We start from the raw sequence: 18404 nt of genomic DNA on the forward strand, positions 1-18404 counted from the left end.
TATGTCTGTCTTGTGCTGAACCGTTTTTGTTAGTCCACCTGTTCAGGCTTGGTCCGTTCAAACAGAACGTGGGCCAGACAGTGCAGGTTGTGGGCATCATCGATAGTGATTTCTTCGAAAGATATCCGTGAGCCCGGCAGAAGCTGTGCCATACGGGCTGTATCCAGTGCGATCATGGAGCCGATCTTAGGGTAGCCACCGATGGTCTGACGATCGTTCAGCAATACGATTGGCTGGCCGTCGGCAGGGATCTGAATCGCACCGTGGCAGATCCCTTCAGACAGGATGCCATCGAATGACGGTTTCACTTCCGGTCCTTCCAGACGGTAGCCCATGCGGTCAGCACGGTCGGTTACCTTGTATTCACTACTGAAGAACAGGCGCTTCTGGTAGTCGCTGAAGGCGTGTTGCTGGTAGCCGGTAATGACCCGCAAGGTAATATCATCAAAGTAGTCCGGGCGATGCTGTTCCGGCAGGCGGTAGGCTTTTTGATCACTCCGCGGCTGACATTTAAGGTAATCACCCTGTTGTAGCTTTTCACCACTAATACCACCGATCCCTTCGCGGGTTACCGTGGCACTGCTGGAGAAACTGTGTTCTACCTGAAAGCCGCCGCAGACCGCCAGATAGGCGCGGGCGCCCTGGCTGGAGAAGCCAACTTCAATACGATCGCCTGCTTTTACTTTATGTGCATGCCAGCGATCCTGCTCGATGCCGTTTATCTTCAGCGGCATTTCGGCGCCAGCAAGAACGATATTGGTATCGATTTCAGCTTCCAGTACCAGGCCGCCGATACTGACTTCAAGCAGGGTGCTGTTCATCGGGTTGTCGACCAGACGGTTAGCCCATTTGAACGCCAGGGCGTCAAGTGGCCCACCTGTGGTCAGACCGATACGGTGGTGGCCAAAACGACCGGCATCCTGAATCAGCGTCAGCAAACCCGGTTGCAGTACTTTAAAGCCGCTCATTGTACTTCTCCCAGTTCGCCGCCCAGTGCAAGAAACTCGTCTTTAGTGATCGGATTAAATTTAATCCGGTCGCCGACCTGAACCGGCATAGTCGGTTCTGCCGCGGGATCGAACATGCGGGTTGGACAGAGGCCGATCAGGTTCCAGCCGCCCGGGGAAACCGCAGGATAAACAGCTGTCTGGCGGTCGGCAATGGCGATTGCACCGCGGGGTACTTTCATGCGCGGTGTTGACAGGCGTGGTGCTGCGATACGGGCATCTACTTCACCCAGGTAGGCGAAGCCCGGTGCGAAACCGATTGCGTAAACCCGATATTCCATTTCGCTATGCAGCTGAATAACTTCTTCGATACTAAGCTCCGCGCGCTTCGCAAGGTCCGCCAGATCAGGGCCTGATTCGGTACTGTAGTATGCCGGCAGGGTAACGATCTTACCCTCGCTGCTGGTCGCATCTTCAAGCTGATTCAGCACCTTACGAATACGGCTGCGCACTTCAAGATGGTCGCAGGCCAGCATGTCATAGATTACCAGCAGGGACGCATAAGAAGGCACCATATCGATCAGCAGGCCGTCCAGCTCTGTTTCCAGAATTGTGACAGCTTGCTGTACCTGCGCGGAGACCCGTGGATCGGTCTGCTCGCCAAAGTAGATAATCAGGGCGTTTTCGCCGGCCACTTCGATACGCATAGTATTATTCACCATCCCATTCATAGGCTGATCAGCTCACGGATCTCCTGAATAGCATTAACGCCATCCATATTATCGCCGTGAACACAAAGGGTGTCGGCCCGCAGGACCAAAGTATGACCACTGACAGTGGTTACCGTACCTTGTTCTTTGAGCTGCTTAACCTGCGCCAGCATTTTATCTTTTGTATGAACCGCGCCGGCTTTAGTGCGGGCCAGCAGTTTGCCGTCGTCGTCGTAGCAGCGGTCGGCGAAGATTTCGAACCATAGCTTGATACCGGCAGTTTCGGCTTCTTCAAGATGCAGCTCTGCATGCGGCGTGCTTTGCAGCATCAGAACCAGTGGGCGGTGGTATTCGGCCATCGCCTGCAAAATAGTTTTGCGAACAGCGGCGTCAGCCATCATGTCGTTATACATAGCGCCGTGTGGCTTAACGTATTCCAGGGTCATGCCCTGGGATGCCGCCATGCCGTCCATTGCTGCAACCTGATACAGCACTGCTGCTTTCAGTTCATCGGCTGTCGCCTTGATACTGCGACGGCCAAAACCAACCAGATCCGGGTAGCCAGGATGAGCGCCGATAGTCACGTTATTGGCTTTCGCCAGGGCCAGGGTTTTATGCATTACCAGCGGATCGCCGGCGTGGAAACCGCAGGCGATGTTAGCCTGATCAATATGCGGCATAACGGCTTCATCAAGCCCCATTTTCCAGGAGCCGAAGCTTTCACCCAGATCACAATTAAGACGTAAAGACATAGTTGTTCTCCTTATAATCGGCTTACAGAATCGCCAGGCGGCTGTTTGGCAGGTCAGTTACCAGCATGTGGCCCGGGCTATGGGTAATACAGAACGGTGGTTTCGCCTGTTCGATAGCGACCTGAGGTGTTACACCGCAGGCCCAGAATACAGGTAGTTCGCCCTCTTTAATGGTTACGGCATCGCCGAAATCAGGGGTGTTGATGTCGTTGATTCCGATCAATGATGGATCGCCCAAATGTAATGGTGCGCCATGAACAGAAGGGAAACGGGTGCAAATCTGTACCGCACGGATCGCATCTGCAGCTTTCATTGGTCGCATGCTGACAACTGTAGTGCCACTGAAGCGGCCAGCACTACGACACTCAATGTTAGTTCTGTACATCGGTACGTTAACGCCTTCGGCGATGTTGCGTACTTCAAGCCCATCGGCAATAAGGGCTTCTTCAAAAGAGAAGGAGCAGCCGAGAACAAAGGTGACCAGGTCATCACGCCAGAACGCTTTGACATCATCTACTTCCTGAGTCATTTCACCGTTTTCATAGACCCGGTACTTGGGAATGTCAGAGCGGATATCCAGATCCCGGCCCAGATCCGGCAACATAAACTCACCCGGCTGGCTGGACATACCAATAATTGGACAAGGCTTAGGGTTTAACTGACAGAATTGCAGAAATTCGTTGGCCCATTCTTTCGGCATAATGGCCAGGTTACCCTGAACAAAACCCTGAGCGAAACCGGAGGTGTTGCCGGTAAATTCACCGTTACGAGTTTGTTGGCGCAATTCAAAAGGTGTCATATCTGCTTTCATTTAAAAACCTTCAGCTGTTGCAGGCCGGTCTGATCGCCCGGACCTGAGTGTATTGAGCGGAGCGATCTGGCTCCGGTTTGCAATGGCACTGTTATATACAAGTGTATTGCAAAAAGTGATAACTGTTATCTATCAGAAGAGCTGCGCGTTTGTTGGCACATGAAATCGTCTGATTCTTATTCGTAGAATCCGATCGGGGTAATCGTGGCGCATGCCGGATTATGCAGGGGATCAGGCCGACCAGGATCGCTGGTCGGCCTGTTAACTGGTAATCTAAAGGTGACTAGAAACCGGTTAAAAAAGTATCGCAGTGGTCTATTACTGCGTGGCCATCCAGCTGTCGACGGCTTCCTTGCTGCGGGCAAAGAATACTACGCGGGCGATGGTGCTCAGAGTGCCGTTGTATCCGATCGTGCGACGATATACCCACCAGCTATCATTGGCCATCTCAACAATTTCATCAACGTGACGGATCTGTTGAAACTTATGCAGCGGCATCATGGTGCTCATAGTGCTATCTCTCTTGCCTTTCAGGCCAATTTACAGGGTTAGCTGGTGTGATGGATTATGGTTTAATTCTGGTGTCAGGGAGGGGTTCTGTCTAATGAATAATGGTTACTACTTCTGATAAATAAATGTTATCAGGCGCTTTAATGCTAAAAAGCGGTATCAATATTGGATAATCTGGCCGCTGAACAGTTGACTTTATGATGTGCCAAGGTAATATACGCGTCGTCCTAAGGCAGTGATTAATATGCTGATTTTAAACAGCTAAATCACTGTTTTCTGCAGCGTCCCATTCGTCTAGTGGCCTAGGACACCGCCCTTTCACGGCGGTAACAGGGGTTCGAACCCCCTATGGGACGCCACTCTTTCTTTGATTGTTTCTTACTCAACTGTTTTCATAGTGTCTGTTACCCATTTCAGGCTGTCGAGATAGGCCTGGTGTAACTGTTGTTCTGAAACTGAATCTGGCAGCTTGTGCCATTTGGCCTGAATAAAGCTATCAACACTGCACAACAGATCACCGTAGTCGCCTTCAGCAAACAGAATTGCCCGCTCAATATCTTCTGTCAGAGCAACCTGTTCCATAATATCTTCTATCGGGATATCCAGCAGGGCATCCATGCCTGAAATAATACCCATCATAAATCCACTGGAAGGTGGCAGATTGTGGAGCGTAGGAGCTATCAGTTCACACATTCTTGCTTTTATCAGCGTGTGGCGGGTCAGTTCATCGGGTTTGCCGGAGGCGCCTGTAAGTGAGAACAGGGCGCACCAGCGTTTGATCTCCCCGATACCTATCAATACCACGGCTTCCTCAATACTTTCTATCTTTCGAACCAGGGCATAAGCTGATGAGTTGACGATTCTGAGAATCTTATAGGTCAGCTGAGGATCCTTTTTAAGTACTTGCTCTATCTTTGCCGGGGTTATATCAGGATCTGCGAGCAGGCTCATTAGCTCGATTACTACCAGTTCACTGGTATTCAGCCGTTTGCCTTCGACAATTTGTGGATGGCAAAGAAAATAGCCCTGAAACAACTTAAAGCCCAGATCCTTACACAGCTCAAACTCTTCCTGGGTTTCGATTTTTTCAGCCAGTAATGTAACTTTGAAAGGCTTAAGGATCTCGACATGGTCGATCAACTGTTGCCGGGTCATATTCATCAGGTCCAGCTTAACAATATGCGCGAGCTTAATTATGGGGTCGTATTCAGGACTATAGATGAAATCATCCAGCGCGACGCGATAACCGGCTTTAATCAAGCGTTGCACGCCGGATACCAGGTCACCGTCTACGGCCATGTCCTCGAGTAGTTCGATCACTATATGATGGCGGTTGAGCCCGGGAATCTGGTCCGATTGCACCAGATCTTTGGTCAGGTTGATAAAGGCCGGTAGTGTTTTCAGTTCACCGGAATTATAGATGCTGGTGTAGTTGTTGACCAAAACCTGGCTGGTGGCTAAGTTTCCATCGTCAAAAATACTGGCATTAGCGTTAGCCTTATCCCGATACAGCAGTTCATAAGCAACTACATTGAGGGCCGTATCATAGATGGGTTGACGCGCCATCAGAATATCCTGTGCCATCGGCCGCTCCTGCTAGTTAACCTGATACTACCGTGAAGATACGATCGGACCTGATGATAAAAAAGATCTGCGACAATAGAGTCTGATAAGTAGTATAGGGCGATCAACTGCTGAAAAATTATATTATCTGTCAAAGTGGGTGGTATAAATGATGCGATCAACGCAATACGGATTCTATTGGAGGATACATGACTATTACTCTTTACCACTGCCATGAAGCACGTTCCATGCGCGTGCTGTGGTTACTTAATGAATTGGGTCTTGAGTTCCGTTTGCAGGTTATGCCTTTTACTGAGTTGCGTAGTGAGCAGTACCTGGCGATCCATCCGTTGGCGCGGGTTCCGGCGCTTCAGGACGGCGACCTGATTTTGTATGAAAGCGGGGCGATCTGTCAGTACCTTTGTGAGACCTATTCGCCTGAGCGGATGGGCAGGCCTGTGGGGCATCCGGAGCGTCCGCAATGGTTACAGTGGCTGCATTATGCTGAGACACTGGCGGTACATGGTGCCAGCCTGGTGCAGCAGCATCTGGTGATCTATGATCCACAACTCAGATCAGCAACGGTTCAGAAACTTGAGCGCAAGCGTCTCGAAAAGGGCTTGGAATTGCTCAACAATCATTTGCAGCATCAGGATTATCTGCTTCAGGGTGGCTTCAGTACGGTGGACATCGCGGTGGGCTACAGTATTCATTTGGCCCAGTACTTTACCGATATCAAGCAGTTTCCCCAGCTTAACGAGTATTATCAGGCACTGAAACAGCGGCCCGCATTTATCGTTTCGATGCCGGTCGCTGGTGACGATGAAATTATATTCCGCCGTTCGTTTTACGGCGAATCAGTAATGTAGGTATTTACCGGTATAGATGCTCTGTCCGGGGTAAATAAGGCTGTCTGGCATGTTGAGAAATTATAGATTTTTATGGATAGCAGGCGGTTTTCTTTTGTTGCTCTTTATAGCAGGATTGCTGCTGAATAGTGATAACTCCCGGACGATTACGGTTTCGGTCAGTCTGGACAAGCCGGTACAGCCGTTCAGCCAGGACTGGCCAGTCTATGTGTTTGCCGCAGCACCGGGTACTAAACTGCCGTTAAGCTCTTATACAACCCGAATAAGTGAATTGCCGAACAAGGTTATACTGACGGAAGATATGTATCTGTTGCCGACGCATACTATCGCCGATCAACCTGAAGTGGTCGTCACTGTCAAAGTCTCCAGCAGTGGAGACCCCCACCAAAAAGGTCCGGAGGACGTATCCGTCAGCAGTCCGGCGCTTTCATTTCATAAGCAGAGTAGCCATCAACTCGGGCTGACTATCAAGCGTTAAAACCCGAACGTATTTCATATTAGTCAGGAGTAATTGATATTGAGATATAAATATTTAAACGCTCGTTTAGTTTCTGTTGTATTCTGATTACGTTTAAACCTCAGGTTATAGCTAGAGTCTGCATATTGGGTGAGCCGTGACCTCATCGTATAAATTGAAGCCCAGAGTGCTTTAGAAGAATCTTGTTCAGGTTGCTGCGAAAGCGCTATGGCGTACTTTACGTCCTTGGCCGGCTCAAACGCACTGAAGAGAAAATAGAAAAAGGATTTTCTATGTATAAGAGTATCTTGGGAATGCTACTGGTCTCGGCGAATGTCGCTGGCGCTGAATATCGTTTTGATTATCTGTTTCCGGACCTCCCCCCGCACATTGCCTCTTTAGCTCAGCTACGGCAGATAGGTCATCCATCCGCCACCAGGGAGCCTGCCTATATGGAAGATTCGCAGCATCGGGGCACCGATAATAACGCCTCTGTTGCAGTGGGCCATACCTATGTAGGCCAGCTACTAACCCATGATCTGTCTTTTGAACAGGGATCAGAATTATTAGGCAAGCCTGTTGCAGCTTCTGAGGTGAAAAACCGTTCATCACCCTGGCTGGATCTGGATACTTTGTATCATCACGATAGCCGTGAAGCACTCAGGGATCAGAAGGACCCGGCTAAGCTGCGTTTAGGCAACAGAGGAGGTAATCCTCTTGATTTTCCCCGCGATGCTGCTGGTAAAGCTCAGATTCCTGATCAGCGTAATGACGAAAATAACAATCTGGCTCAGTTAACAGCTGCGGTGATGCGGTTTCATAATGTGCAGGTTGATCGCCTGCGGGCTGACAATCATCCTGAGTCCATACTGTTTGAGCTGGCCCGGCGCGAGACTATCCGCCATTGGCAGGCGATTATTCTGAGTGAGTATCTGCCACTGTTTGTTCCCCGGCACGTGTTACAGGATGTATTGGATAACGGGGCCAGGTATTACACGTCTGAACGAGCTGCCAACGGGGTACTGCCGATTGAGTTTTCGGTTGCGGTTAATCGTTTCGGACACTCCATGGTGCGTGGTCGCTATACGCTGAATGATCGGTTTCATCGAGTCAGGTTATTTCCCCTGAGTCGTTCTGAATTTGATCGGAATTTGGCAGGACACCGCCCGATACCAGCCCGGATGGCGATTCAGTGGCAACGTTTTTTTGATTTTGAAAACTCGATACAGGGACGGCTTGACGACGATGAGGATCAGTTCCGGGGCTTACAGGTTGGCCGGAAAATTGATCGTTTACTGGCCCGTCCAATGCTTCGTTTGCCGGTTTCCGATGACCCCGGCTTGCCCCATGAGGGCCTGGCTGCAGATAACCGGGTGGTTGACCGGACTGTTGTCAGCTTAGCAACATTGAATCTGATGCGTTCAAGGGCGCTGGCCCTTCCTAGTGGTCAGGCAATTGCCCGGGTAATGGGTCTTGAACCTCTGAGTAATGCTCAGTTAGGTCTGTGTAATCCAGGCGACCCCTGTGATACCTCGGTGGATATTGAGCTGACAGAGGCGATGCATGAAGCGCCTCTGTTTCTGTATATTCTGGAGGAGGCTAAGCGTTATTCTGATGGTGAAACATTAGGCGAGGTGGGGGGGAGAATAATGGCTGAGGTTGTGATTGGCTTATTACAGAATAGTCCCTATTCAATCGTGCAGGAGCCCTTTATCTCGCCGTACACCGGTACGAGCGCTTATACAATGGCAGATCTGTTTTATAACGCAGGAATGAATTATGCCCGACCGGAGGTTAAGTAGTTATTCGGAAGGGTATTTTTTCGCTGAATCTTCAACGGTTGTCTATGGTTAAGCTATTACTTTATAGCCATTACCTTATAAAAACAGCCGAATGAGGATCAAACGATGTCAGATCATGTTTATAAGCGAGTCGAAGTAGTGGGTTCCTCCAGCGAAAGTATCGATGATGCTATCCGACAGGGAGTCGAGCGAAGTGCCAAATCTATTCATAATCTTGAATGGTTTGAAGTGCAGGAGGTCAGGGGGCATGTTGTAAATGGCACGGTAGGTCATTTTCAGGTAGTGATGAAACTGGGCTTCCGGCTTGACGACTAGTGCTGCCTCAGGCGTGATCTGATTATGCCGGTTGCGATAACCTCGTAGCTTGTTATCATCCTGCCTTGGGAGTTCATAGCCGCTCCTGATATGCGTCTATGTTCAATGAATTTCGGGAGCGGGTTTTCAGTGATAAGAAAAAGTTTAACATTGCTATTCTCAGCGACGCTATTAATGATATCTGGCATTGCTTCAGCATTTGAGTACTACAGCGTTAATCGGGATACTCTGGTACTAAGCATGCCCTCTGTGAACGGCACTGTGGTTGCTCCTCTGGCCCGCGGACAGGTTTTACTGCAGATAGATGAACAGGGGGATTGGTCTAAAGTCTTTTTTCTTAGTCCTGAGAAACAACCTCTGAAGGGCTGGTTGCTGAGTAACACTATTAATGCGCAGGCAAAAGTGCGCGCCGGAACCGGTGCGAATAGCACGGACTATTTTAGCTCTTCAGTCGATAAATTAAGGCTACGTATGGGACCGGGTGCTGATTTTGAGGTGTTGGGCACTTTGTCCCGTAAGCAAGTTGTAAAACGGCTCCATTCTGAAGGGGACTGGGCAAAAATCAGATATAGAACTGCTTCGGGCAGCGCTGCTCAGTCATGGGTTGCAGCAGCTTATCTTAAACCGGTAACGTCACCGGCAGACTTTAAGCAGCAGTCTGTTACCGCGTCAGTTAACCAGACGGCTAACCTGTATAGAGTGACAGGCTCAAAAGTAAATTTCCGCCAGGGACCTGACACCAGCTTTCCAGTTATTGGTCAGTTGAACCGGGATCAACAGGTGAAAATCATTGCCGAGCAGGGTGAGTGGAAGAAAATTCGTTATGATCTGCTGGGTAAAGAGTTGTCAGGCTGGATGGTAGGGCGTTTCCTGAAGCCAAAGTGATAGCTGTTGAATGCTATATGAAGATTGCAATAAAAAAGGCTGAACATCTGTTCAGCCTTTTTTATATTGAGAGCAAAAGGAGGTTTAATCTTCCATCTCTTCCAGTTCATCCCCAACAGATTCCTCTGCTGCAGGGAGGGGCTTGCTGGTGCCTTTCTTATTGGTCTGAATGTCACGGATCTTAGCCAGTTGTTTATCGATCTTATGGCTTAATGCATCCAGTGCGGCATACAGATTCTCATCACTTGCCTTGGCAAACAGGTCTTTACCGGTGGCATGTATAGTTGCTTCTACTACTTCCTCTTTACCATTGTTCTTTTCGATGGTGACCTGGGCGCTGGTGATAACGTTATAGCGCTTTTGACTCTCTTCTAACCAGGCTTCAATTTTTTCACGAACAGCCGGAGATACTTTGTCATTACGGTTAGTAATATTGATATTCATGGTGTTGCCCTTACTGCAAATTACCTTGATTTAACAACTCTGTACTTCTCTTTACAACTACAGAATGCGCTTCTGAAAAATAATTGCAATAGCCTAAGTCACTATTTTTACGTTCTTTTATCATCAGAATGACCGCGTAACCTTAAACTGATTAATTGCTGATCAGAGACTGCTCTTACCATCGGGATTGGAGGCGAGCAGGCGCTTTACCCGGGTCAGGTTTTGTTGCGCAGTTTTATAATATTGCGGGCTTTCAGAGATCGCTTTGCGAAAAAAATAGGCAGCCCGGTTATAGCGCTGTGAGATCATGCAGATGTAGCCTATATCATTGTAGGCCTGTGAACTGTTCATAACCTGCTCCAACGCGTCCAGCGCTGCAACATATTTTTCCTGGCGGGCGTATGTCAGGCCAAGGTTTTTCCATGCCGGCTGATATTGGTTGTCTGCCTGCAGGGCCCGGGCAAACGTATTTTCAGCTTCGGGCCATTTCTCCTGCATATAGAATGAATAGCCAAGGTTGTTGAGCACCACCGGACTATCCGGTGCAATACTTGTTGCTGCCGTATAGTTCAGTCGGGCCTGTTCATAGCGGCCATAAATATCGTGGATAATGCCAAGGCCGGTATAGGCTTCGACCAGTGGCTGACCTGCTTGTTGCTGTTTAAGATACAACTCAATCGCCCGGTTAAAGGATTCCTGGGCCAGTGTGTACTGCTTGCGGTGCAGTAAAATCATACCGCTTCCGGTATGGGCGTCGGCTTGCTCGGGATTAACTGCCAGTGCTTTCTGGTAAGCCAGGTAACTGGTTTGATAGTTCCTGCGCTGATAGTGAATTTCGGCGATACTGACCAGCGCAACGCTATTTTGATCATCCAGTTCATAGGCGCGGATGAATTGAAACAGTGCCCTGTCCATGTCTCCGGACTGATGTGCCTGCCGGGCTTTAGCCAGTGCTTCTTCCGGGGTTTTAGCCTGTTGCTCGGCAAGATGGGAAAGTATCGCTTTGCCCTCATAGAGCTCGGACTGTTGTTGTGACACCGAGCTGCTGGGCTGGTTGGCGGCGCAACCGGCTAACAACACACAGAACGATGTCAGAATGCTAAATCGGGTTGCTTTGTTGCAGGTCAGGCTATGACTTATCATAGGTCAGCTCCTTGGCATTAGTTCATAGCAGACAATGCTTGCGTTTTATCCTTTAGAAAGCATTGATAGCACCCCGAGCAACGCAGGACCAATCATAATCAGGAAGAATGATGGCCACATACAGAAGGTCAGCGGGAATATCATCTTGGTTGATATCTTAGCTGCAAGCTCTTCTGCTCTTTGTAATCGCTTGTCCCGGAACTCCTCCGAATAGACCCTCAGGGTATCAGCAATACTGGTACCAAAGCGCATACTCTGATCCAGCGATGTGACCAGTCCGCGAATATCTTCAAGCCCGGTACGGTCAGCCATATTGCGTAGCGCCTGCATCCTTTCTACGCCCATTCGAACTTCAGTATTGACCAAAGCAAGCTCATCGGCCAGTTCCGGATGACTGATACTCAGCTCATCGGCGACCCGCTGCAGTGCAGATTGCAGTCCCAAACCCGCTTCCACACAGACCACCAGCATATCCAGCGCGTCGGGAAAACCGTTGCGAAGTTTTTTCTTGCGGGCTGCGACCAGGTAATCCAGCACCATACTCGGAAGCAGTATGCCGGCTAAGACCGACGCGATAATTGAGATGAGTACCTGGCGGGTTTCAAGCTCAGGAATTTGCTGTACCACGAATATTGTGATGGCTGGCAGTATCAGTACTGAAAGAATGCGGATTGAGATATAGTCAGCCTGCGCACTCTCGGAGCGAAAACCGGCATGGGCAAGGCGAGCTCTGGTTTGCGAATTTTGCCAGCCGGCCGGCAGTAAATTCTGGCTAATGGACCGTTCCCGGTCGGCAATCGCCTCGGCTTCACTCGATGTCCCGGTAGTATGATGCTTAAGTCGGGTCAGTCGCTGTCGCACGGGGTCCAGTATGCCTATGACCAGAAATCCTAGTGCCAGTGCAAAAGCGAGAACTGTGATCGACGACAGAGCGATAAAAATGATCCGCAGGATTGTTTCATCCTGGGTGTAGTTGTTGATTAAACCGACCAGATATTCCATGACCGCCTCCTATACGTCTACGCGTAATATTTTTCTGATCCAGAATATGCCGATTACCATGGCCACCGAAGCGGCAATAACCAGCTGAATACCTGTCGGGTCTTTAAGCAGCATCGGCAGATAGCCTGGGTTTGTCACAGAGATAGCGATAAACAGGACAAAAGGCACCAGTACCAGTATCCAGGCTGAAAGCCTGCCCTCTGCGGAAAGGGTCTTGACCCGGCGCTGGAACTTGAATCGACTACGGATTACCCGTGCGATCTGTTCCAGAATCTCAGCCAGGTTACCACCGGTATCTTTTTGGATCAGAATCGAAGATACCAGCACCATGACGGTAACACTGGGTACACGGGCCAACAGGCCAAGCATTGCCCGGCGCAGGTCATTACCATAGTTGAGATCGGCGAATGTCAGTTTGAATTCATGGGCGACCGGTCCATCCATTTCATCTCCTACAAGGTGCAAGGCTTCAGAGAATGGGTGGCCCGCCTTGACGGCCCGCTTCATAACATCGATCGCATCGGGCAGCTGCTCTTCAAACAGTGCAATTCGCTGACGTTTGGCATGGATAATTTTAAAAATCGGGATGGCCACGGTCAGCAAGCCTATGATAGCGACCATCGTCCCGCTACGGGTCAGCAGCCAGCACAGCCCCATAGCAATGATGGCGATCAACTGAATCCAGAGTACCAGCTGGTAAGCCCTTATGTTATAGCCCGCCTTTTCGATCGTGTCCGATAATGTTTCCATACCGGGCAGGGATTCAAGGCTTCGCTCCAGTGGTGAGAGTGAGTTAAGGTATTTTTTGCGCAGCAATACTGTGATGGCGTTGGCATCGGCTTCCGGTGCCATCTCTTTTATCCGTTTACGTAACCGGCTGCGGGTCTTCTGACTTTCGCCAAATACCGGTACCGCCAGTCCCATCATCAGCAGAAATACGGCTACAAACACCATCGCTAGAAATATCATTTGTTGTGACATGGCGTAACCTCCTATACGTACCCGTTACAGATCAAACAGGTGATAGTGCAACTCTATACCCCGTTGCTTCAGGTGATCGAAGAAGGCCGGGATAATGCCGGTTGCCCGGTAGCGTCCTATTACCTTGCCGTCTTCGTCGATACCCTGACGTTCAAAGCGGAACAGTTCGGTCATAGTGACGACATCGCCTTCCATGCCGTTGATCTCCTGCAAGCTGGTCATCCGGCGATGACCATCTTCCATCCGTTCGATCTGGATGACGATATTAATCGCCGAGGCGATCTGAGCCCTTAGTGTCTTGGTAGGGAAATTAATTCCGCTCATCGATACCATATTTTCGATTCGGCCCAGCGCATCTCTGGCGCTATTGGCGTGTACCGTAGTTAACGAGCCATCGTGGCCGGTATTCATCGCCTGCAGCATATCCAGGGCTTCACCGCCCCGGACCTCGCCGATTACGATGCGGTCGGGACGCATCCGTAAGCTGTTCCGTACCAAGTCACGCTGGCTGACCTGACCTTTACCCTCTATATTGGGTGGCCGGGTTTCCAGACGTACGGTATGGGGTTGTTGAAGTTGCAGCTCGGCGGAATCCTCAATGGTAACGATCCGTTCATCCTTAGGAATAAATCCGGACAGAATGTTAAGCATGGTGGTTTTACCGGAACCGGTACCGCCCGAGATGAGTATATTCAGACGTGCTTTAACGATGCCTTCGAACACTGGTGCCAGTTCTTTAGGCACTGAGCCAATTTCGACCAGGTTGTCCATGGTCAGGCGGTCGATAGCAAAACGACGGATCGATACGCTGGGGCCGTCCAAAGCCAGCGGGGGAATAATAGCGTTAACCCGCGAACCATCTTTGAGGCGGGCATCCACCATCGGTGATGATTCATCTATCCGGCGGCCAACACTGGAGACAATGCGATCGATGATATTGAGCAGGTGGTTTTCATTATTAAAACGAATATCAGTGGCTTGCAGCTTACCGGCACGCTCGACAAACACGCTTTCAGGGCCATTGACCAGAATATCGGAAATGGATGGATCGGCTAACAGGGGTTCCAGCGGGCCGAGTCCCATGATCTCATCTTCGATCTGCTTGATCAGCAGGTGTCGTGAAGCCTGATTGCAGGGGATCGCTTCCTGGTGAATTAACTGCTGGCAGATCTCCCGTATCTGGTGTCTGGCTTCTGCAGGTTCCAGATTATCGATCAGGGTCAGGTCCATCACTTTGAGAAGCTTCTGGTGAATCCTGTTTTTCCACTCTTTCTCCAGCTTACTGGAGGTGGTAAAGGTCTCTTCCTGATCATTCTGGTCAGGATGCGGGTTGGCTTTTTCGTCGTATGCGGTCATCTCTTCGAAAGGCATGATCCTAACCTCCTGTCAGTCGGGAAAATAGATTGTTGATCAACCCTTTGGGTTGATCCAGGAAACCGTTGATCAGGTCCGCTTGCAGGGTCTGCAGGGAGCGGCTCAGGGGACTACGCTTGGCGATGCTGTACAGCGGCTCGCCCTTATTCAGGCTTTCCAGTGCATTGCGATAATCATTGGGGATAGTGACCAGATGCTTGGCGTTGAGGCTTTCCCTGATATCGTTGATACTGACCTGGGCTGCTTTATCGAAGCGGTTTACGGCAATAATAATCTGGTCATCCATGATGCCCAGTTCATTGCGCAGCAGTTCAACCATATGGGTCGCATCTTTAATATTGATGAAATCCTGCTGCACAACGACGATAACCTGGCTGGCTTCCTGCAAAACTGCAATGGCGGTACGGTCGATCATCCGGGGCAGGTCAACCACCAGTTGGGCACAATGCTTACGTAAAATATCAAGCAGCTGGTGGATCTGATGTTCCGGTGTCTGATTGGGTAAGCGGATGCTGTTGGTGGTGGCGCCCATGATTCGCAGACCGCTGGTATGTCGCAGCAGGTAAGCGTTGAGCGCTGTACTGTCCAGTTCTTCGACCACTTTAAGGGCTTCTGCGACACCATTCTCCGGTCGCATATCTAAGTATTGGGCGAGGGCACCAAATTGCATATCCATATCCAGCAGGATCGTTTGCTCCTGGCTCACCACCTGCATCATATGGCCAAGATTACAGGCCAGCATGGATGCGCCGGAGCCGCCTTTGGCGTTGATTATTGCTGTCAGATTGCCTCTGCCGATAATATCAGTCTCAGCTTTCTCCGCTTCAATCTGATGCAGCATTGAGATCAGCTCCTGGCTGTCTACCGGTGCGGTCAGGAAGTCCCGGGCACCGGCTTTCATCGCCAGGCGTACCATGTCGTGATTCTGAATATCACCGATCACTAATACCGGCGGGCGTTCGTTACTGTTATGTTTGCTCAGCTCACTGAGCTCGCCCTGCCATTTGTCACTCAAGTGCAGGACCAGCAGGTCGGGCATCTTTTTCAGGTCGTACAGGGGGTCCATATGGCCGTTTGTGACGCAGCGGGTTGTCAGCTCAATATGTTCACTTTCAGCCTTTATTATCTGCTTCAGTTGATCCAGCATTTCACCACTGCGACTGCTAACCAGAACACTGAAACCATGCATTGATGCAGCTTTAAAATTTGTCGGCTCCATGATTATTCTCCTTGGTTCCAGCCAGTCAGGCTGTGATGGCCTGGGTGATTCAGCATGATACGCTCCAGCTGCCAGCCCCTGTTATACCCAGGCTCTCGCTGGGCAGGGTAGTAACAAAGCCGGGCGCCGTCAGAGTGCCTATAGGCAGTAAGGGAATAAGAAACTGATGCTGATAGTTCTGGATTCGGGTTCGCACGTAGCGAACTTGTTCAAGAACCGCGGTTGGTGCGAAATTCTCATCCAGGTATTCAAGCATGATATGAGCGCTGTTCAGATCGGGCAGTATGGTGCTCTGGAAGATCGCGTTGTCAATCACCTGGCTCTGCTGGTTCATGGGGCATACGGCTGCCAGTCTGGCGGCCCGACGAGTAACTTCGTCGAGCGTATTCCAGGTAAACAACAGGCGGCCAAATTCGATGATGCCGAACAGAATGATAAAGAACAGGGCGCCGATAAGGGCGAACTCAACGGTAACCAACCCGCGTTGTTTCTTGCTTGTGTTTGGTTGAGATCTGTAATGCTTCATTAGTCATCACTCCTCACAGAATTGGCATCTCTACGCTGGCCGTAAGCGGTCGGGCCAGCAGGATGTCGTTCCATAATCCAAACCCGGGAATACTGTTCGGAAATATCATCGGGTCGTACGTATAGGTCGCTGTTACTATGATCGGATTAGGATCAGCGGCAGCTGTTTGAGTCGTGACTGTTACAGTACCTGGTAGTAAATAGGGCTGGCTGTCCAGCGTTGAGCCGTATTGCACTAACTTAACCGCGTCAGAAGTCACAGTTGCCAGCGTACCATTTGAGTTGGCCATGCGAACGTGACCCGCCAGGAAGCGGGCGCCGTCCTCAACCGATTTGGTCAGGGTGTTGTATTGATACAGCAGCCGACCCACTTCAGCGCCAGCAAAAAGTAATAACAGCAGCAAGGGCAGGGTAATAGTAAACTCGATAATGGCTACCCCTTGCTGCCGGTTCTGATGCTTATGGCGGAGAGTATTCATGAGTCATCTCCGTCGGGGTTTTTATAGAGTACGATGATATCGACACCGCTGGATGTTGTGACGCCGACTGCGGGTTGTGGGCACTCTTTCATAAACACGCCAGTCAGGGAGCCACTGCCGCCATCGTCATCGGCGCCGCCAGTCTGCACTGCTGGCTCTGTCAGCATAAAGCAGCCAATTCCCTGCGGCTCCTGCATCGAAGCTGGTGTGTTATTTCCGTTTCCGGAATCGACGCAATTGGCAATAGGAACACCAACAATCCTGCGTTCGAAGCGCTGACTGCCACTATTAAAGCTGTTCGACTGATAATGAGAGTAATAAGCTTCAGGATCGCCACATTCAACCGACCCAGACCCGCAAGTAGGATCGCCGACGTTTTCATTGGCAAAGTCTGGTGGATACAGATCACTGTCTCCATTGAGTGCGCCGTCATACATGCCAAATCGGGTATTGATACCTTGTGTGGTAGGGCCGACCTTATTACCCGGTGCCAGGTCTATCTCAAGTGGTTCACTCAGTGCTGCGCAGGCTGGGTTACCGGCAAATGCATAACGAATATCATTGGCGCCTTGCATGCCAGGCAGATCGATTAGGTGGAAACTACCTGTACCCACTTCTTCGTCGGGACCATCGCCAGACCCCATTTTGAGTGTTATCAGATCAGTACTGGCATCATAGCTGCCAGGCTGGAATGTTTTGTAACCATGGAAATAGTCGTCAGCAGTCTCTCCATCTGGAAGGGGGGAGGGGGGAGATTTAGCGCAGACCATCACCGGAATAAGGTTGCAGACATCGGCGCCATTGGCATAACCGGCAACGGCAGTAGCCAGTACATTTTTACTATCCTTGCCAATGACCTGCACCAGCACGCTATCCAGCGCAACGGTTGAAGAGCTTACTTTGACAAAGCGGGGGGCAGCTACCGCGGCGAAGAATGAGCCCGGATTCAGGGTTTCTGAGAAGGTTACTGTCACTGTGGGTGCGGCAGTGGTCAGCTCATCACTCAGGTTATTGTTAAAGGTTGTGTCCGCAGTTGTGCGGGCTTCAGTCATATCACCATCTGTTGTCTGTAAAGTTCTGGCAGCGGCCAGGGCCGCTGCATCGACCGCATTCTGGATACGGGTCTTATTCATCAGCATATGGCCGCTGTCCAGCGCCAGGCCTGTTACTGCCAGTAACGCCACGATACCCACCGTGACGATGACTGCGACTATGCCCCTTTGCCGGAATTGGGAAGGGGCTGCTGAAAAATTAGATTTCCAGAAGGCGTTTTTAGTTTTCATAGTTGCCTCCTGGTAACCAGGGGGAGGTCCCCCTGGTTACCAATATTTATTTTGATCCTAGTTACCAATGTTAACTTTGATCTCATTTTTGATCTCTTGGGGCTTATCGATATGGGTGCGATAAGTGGACAAGATATTGACCCCGGTCACGCCGTCGAAACTGCCGTGCAGTTCTGTACCGTTCTGTTCAGTGGCTTCCGGGTTGTAAGTTTGCTGTGCGGTCATCTGCTCTATGGAGCCACCCAGTTGCAGGCTGTGTTGCGGTGTGGTTCCACAGCCCTGGAGCAGCACTGCAAAGCCAATGACTGTTAATATGATTACTTTGTTCATAAC

General features: G+C 50.3%; 21 protein-coding genes and 1 tRNA gene. 6 read left to right on the forward strand and 16 right to left on the reverse strand.

What is annotated here, in order from left to right:
• Positions 1-29: 29 nt before the first annotated feature.
• The 5 genes from ACQUQM_RS03935 to ACQUQM_RS03955 all read right to left on the reverse strand — a co-directional run bounded on the left by ACQUQM_RS03935 (position 30) and on the right by ACQUQM_RS03955 (position 3730).
• Positions 30-968: a biotin-dependent carboxyltransferase family protein gene (locus tag ACQUQM_RS03935; RefSeq protein ID WP_432473181.1), complete on the reverse strand. Its 939-nt coding sequence runs from the start codon at positions 966-968 to the stop codon at positions 30-32.
• Positions 965-1654 carry a 5-oxoprolinase subunit PxpB gene (gene pxpB, locus ACQUQM_RS03940; protein ID WP_432473182.1) on the reverse strand — a complete coding sequence of 230 codons (690 nt, stop codon included), beginning with the start codon at positions 1652-1654 and terminating at the stop codon, positions 965-967. The genes ACQUQM_RS03935 and pxpB overlap by 4 nt, the downstream gene beginning before the upstream one ends.
• A 20-nt stretch (positions 1655-1674) precedes the next feature.
• Complete coding sequence (locus tag ACQUQM_RS03945; protein WP_432473183.1) at positions 1675-2409, reverse strand: 5-oxoprolinase subunit PxpA; 735 nt, start codon at positions 2407-2409, stop codon at positions 1675-1677.
• A 22-nt stretch (positions 2410-2431) separates the two neighbouring features.
• Complete coding sequence (locus ACQUQM_RS03950) at positions 2432-3220, reverse strand: putative hydro-lyase (protein WP_432473184.1); 789 nt, start codon at positions 3218-3220, stop codon at positions 2432-2434.
• A gap of 318 nt (positions 3221-3538) precedes the next feature.
• Entirely contained in the window at positions 3539-3730 is a 192-nt protein-coding gene (locus ACQUQM_RS03955) for a hypothetical protein (protein WP_432473185.1), read from the reverse strand.
• A 283-nt stretch (positions 3731-4013) separates the two neighbouring features.
• On the opposite strand from ACQUQM_RS03955, the gene ACQUQM_RS03960 reads away from it, so the two are divergent.
• A tRNA-Glu gene (locus tag ACQUQM_RS03960) sits at positions 4014-4089 on the forward strand.
• Between the two features lie 19 nt (positions 4090-4108).
• Here ACQUQM_RS03960 and ACQUQM_RS03965 read toward each other — a convergent pair.
• Positions 4109-5314, reverse strand: a complete 1206-nt coding sequence (locus ACQUQM_RS03965; protein ID WP_432473186.1) for an EAL and HDOD domain-containing protein — start codon at positions 5312-5314, stop codon at positions 4109-4111.
• A 188-nt stretch (positions 5315-5502) separates the two neighbouring features.
• On the opposite strand from ACQUQM_RS03965, the gene ACQUQM_RS03970 reads away from it, so the two are divergent.
• From ACQUQM_RS03970 to ACQUQM_RS03990, 5 genes are all read left to right on the forward strand, one after another.
• Entirely contained in the window at positions 5503-6162 is a 660-nt protein-coding gene (locus ACQUQM_RS03970) for a glutathione S-transferase family protein (protein ID WP_432473187.1), read from the forward strand.
• Between the two features lie 94 nt (positions 6163-6256).
• A complete protein-coding gene (locus tag ACQUQM_RS03975; protein WP_432473188.1) occupies positions 6257-6640 on the forward strand; it encodes a c-type cytochrome biogenesis protein CcmI/CycH in 384 nt (127 codons plus the stop codon).
• 272 nt (positions 6641-6912) lie between these two features.
• Positions 6913-8421, forward strand: a complete 1509-nt coding sequence (locus tag ACQUQM_RS03980; protein ID WP_432473189.1) for a peroxidase family protein — start codon at positions 6913-6915, stop codon at positions 8419-8421.
• Between the two features lie 105 nt (positions 8422-8526).
• On the forward strand, positions 8527-8736 hold the full coding sequence (locus ACQUQM_RS03985; RefSeq protein WP_432473190.1) for a dodecin: 210 nt from the start codon (positions 8527-8529) through the stop codon (positions 8734-8736).
• Positions 8737-8910: 174 nt separating this feature from the next.
• Positions 8911-9621, forward strand: coding sequence for an SH3 domain-containing protein (locus ACQUQM_RS03990; RefSeq protein ID WP_432473191.1), 711 nt, complete (start codon positions 8911-8913; stop codon positions 9619-9621).
• Positions 9622-9705: 84 nt separating this feature from the next.
• On the opposite strand, the gene hpf is transcribed toward ACQUQM_RS03990, so the two are convergent.
• The 10 genes from hpf to ACQUQM_RS04040 all read right to left on the reverse strand — a co-directional run bounded on the left by hpf (position 9706) and on the right by ACQUQM_RS04040 (position 18401).
• The gene (hpf, locus tag ACQUQM_RS03995; RefSeq protein WP_432473192.1) at positions 9706-10065 is read right to left on the reverse strand and encodes a ribosome hibernation-promoting factor, HPF/YfiA family; all 360 of its coding nucleotides are present in this window, start codon (positions 10063-10065) and stop codon (positions 9706-9708) included.
• 162 nt (positions 10066-10227) lie between these two features.
• Positions 10228-11208 (reverse strand): tetratricopeptide repeat protein, encoded by a 981-nt coding sequence (locus ACQUQM_RS04000; protein ID WP_432473193.1) that lies wholly within the window; start codon positions 11206-11208, stop codon positions 10228-10230.
• A 45-nt stretch (positions 11209-11253) separates the two neighbouring features.
• Positions 11254-12210: a type II secretion system F family protein gene (locus ACQUQM_RS04005; protein ID WP_432473194.1), complete on the reverse strand. Its 957-nt coding sequence runs from the start codon at positions 12208-12210 to the stop codon at positions 11254-11256.
• A gap of 9 nt (positions 12211-12219) precedes the next feature.
• A complete protein-coding gene (locus tag ACQUQM_RS04010; protein ID WP_432473195.1) occupies positions 12220-13191 on the reverse strand; it encodes a type II secretion system F family protein in 972 nt (323 codons plus the stop codon).
• Positions 13192-13215: 24 nt separating this feature from the next.
• Entirely contained in the window at positions 13216-14562 is a 1347-nt protein-coding gene (locus ACQUQM_RS04015) for a CpaF family protein (RefSeq protein WP_432473196.1), read from the reverse strand.
• Positions 14563-14566: 4 nt separating this feature from the next.
• On the reverse strand, positions 14567-15784 hold the full coding sequence (locus ACQUQM_RS04020) for an AAA family ATPase (RefSeq protein WP_432473197.1): 1218 nt from the start codon (positions 15782-15784) through the stop codon (positions 14567-14569).
• A 49-nt stretch (positions 15785-15833) separates the two neighbouring features.
• Positions 15834-16310 carry a TadE/TadG family type IV pilus assembly protein gene (locus ACQUQM_RS04025; protein WP_432473198.1) on the reverse strand — a complete coding sequence of 159 codons (477 nt, stop codon included), beginning with the start codon at positions 16308-16310 and terminating at the stop codon, positions 15834-15836.
• A 13-nt stretch (positions 16311-16323) separates the two neighbouring features.
• On the reverse strand, positions 16324-16788 hold the full coding sequence (locus tag ACQUQM_RS04030; protein ID WP_432473199.1) for a TadE/TadG family type IV pilus assembly protein: 465 nt from the start codon (positions 16786-16788) through the stop codon (positions 16324-16326).
• On the reverse strand, positions 16785-18071 hold the full coding sequence (locus ACQUQM_RS04035) for a pilus assembly protein TadG-related protein (protein WP_432473200.1): 1287 nt from the start codon (positions 18069-18071) through the stop codon (positions 16785-16787). Before ACQUQM_RS04035 ends, ACQUQM_RS04030 begins: the two co-directional genes overlap by 4 nt.
• Before the next feature lie 57 nt (positions 18072-18128).
• Positions 18129-18401, reverse strand: coding sequence for a hypothetical protein (locus tag ACQUQM_RS04040; RefSeq protein WP_432473201.1), 273 nt, complete (start codon positions 18399-18401; stop codon positions 18129-18131).
• Positions 18402-18404 lie beyond the last annotated feature (3 nt).

This window comes from Amphritea sp. HPY, assembly GCF_050870985.1.
Taxonomy (GTDB): Bacteria; Pseudomonadota; Gammaproteobacteria; order Pseudomonadales; family Balneatricaceae; genus Amphritea.

Excerpts from the sequence above, each read along its gene's own strand:
- ACQUQM_RS04035 (WP_432473200.1), bottom strand. The coding sequence starts at position 18,071 with ATGAAAACTAAAAACGCCTTCTGGAAATCTAATTTTTCAGCAGCCCCT.
- ACQUQM_RS03950 (WP_432473184.1), bottom strand. The coding sequence starts at position 3,220 with ATGAAAGCAGATATGACACCTTTTGAATTGCGCCAACAAACTCGTAAC.
- ACQUQM_RS03955 (WP_432473185.1), bottom strand. The coding sequence starts at position 3,730 with ATGAGCACCATGATGCCGCTGCATAAGTTTCAACAGATCCGTCACGTT.
- pxpB (WP_432473182.1), bottom strand. The coding sequence starts at position 1,654 with ATGCGTATCGAAGTGGCCGGCGAAAACGCCCTGATTATCTACTTTGGC.
- ACQUQM_RS03990 (WP_432473191.1), top strand. The coding sequence starts at position 8,911 with ATGATATCTGGCATTGCTTCAGCATTTGAGTACTACAGCGTTAATCGG.
- hpf (WP_432473192.1), bottom strand. The coding sequence starts at position 10,065 with ATGAATATCAATATTACTAACCGTAATGACAAAGTATCTCCGGCTGTT.
- ACQUQM_RS03980 (WP_432473189.1), top strand. The coding sequence starts at position 6,913 with ATGTATAAGAGTATCTTGGGAATGCTACTGGTCTCGGCGAATGTCGCT.
- ACQUQM_RS03945 (WP_432473183.1), bottom strand. The coding sequence starts at position 2,409 with ATGTCTTTACGTCTTAATTGTGATCTGGGTGAAAGCTTCGGCTCCTGG.
- ACQUQM_RS04000 (WP_432473193.1), bottom strand. The coding sequence starts at position 11,208 with ATGATAAGTCATAGCCTGACCTGCAACAAAGCAACCCGATTTAGCATT.
- ACQUQM_RS04010 (WP_432473195.1), bottom strand. The coding sequence starts at position 13,191 with ATGTCACAACAAATGATATTTCTAGCGATGGTGTTTGTAGCCGTATTT.
- ACQUQM_RS03970 (WP_432473187.1), top strand. The coding sequence starts at position 5,503 with ATGACTATTACTCTTTACCACTGCCATGAAGCACGTTCCATGCGCGTG.
- ACQUQM_RS04005 (WP_432473194.1), bottom strand. The coding sequence starts at position 12,210 with ATGGAATATCTGGTCGGTTTAATCAACAACTACACCCAGGATGAAACA.
- ACQUQM_RS04040 (WP_432473201.1), bottom strand. The coding sequence starts at position 18,401 with ATGAACAAAGTAATCATATTAACAGTCATTGGCTTTGCAGTGCTGCTC.
- ACQUQM_RS04020 (WP_432473197.1), bottom strand. The coding sequence starts at position 15,784 with ATGGAGCCGACAAATTTTAAAGCTGCATCAATGCATGGTTTCAGTGTT.
- ACQUQM_RS03965 (WP_432473186.1), bottom strand. The coding sequence starts at position 5,314 with ATGGCACAGGATATTCTGATGGCGCGTCAACCCATCTATGATACGGCC.
- ACQUQM_RS03985 (WP_432473190.1), top strand. The coding sequence starts at position 8,527 with ATGTCAGATCATGTTTATAAGCGAGTCGAAGTAGTGGGTTCCTCCAGC.
- ACQUQM_RS04025 (WP_432473198.1), bottom strand. The coding sequence starts at position 16,310 with ATGAAGCATTACAGATCTCAACCAAACACAAGCAAGAAACAACGCGGG.
- ACQUQM_RS03935 (WP_432473181.1), bottom strand. The coding sequence starts at position 968 with ATGAGCGGCTTTAAAGTACTGCAACCGGGTTTGCTGACGCTGATTCAG.
- ACQUQM_RS04015 (WP_432473196.1), bottom strand. The coding sequence starts at position 14,562 with ATGCCTTTCGAAGAGATGACCGCATACGACGAAAAAGCCAACCCGCAT.
- ACQUQM_RS04030 (WP_432473199.1), bottom strand. The coding sequence starts at position 16,788 with ATGAATACTCTCCGCCATAAGCATCAGAACCGGCAGCAAGGGGTAGCC.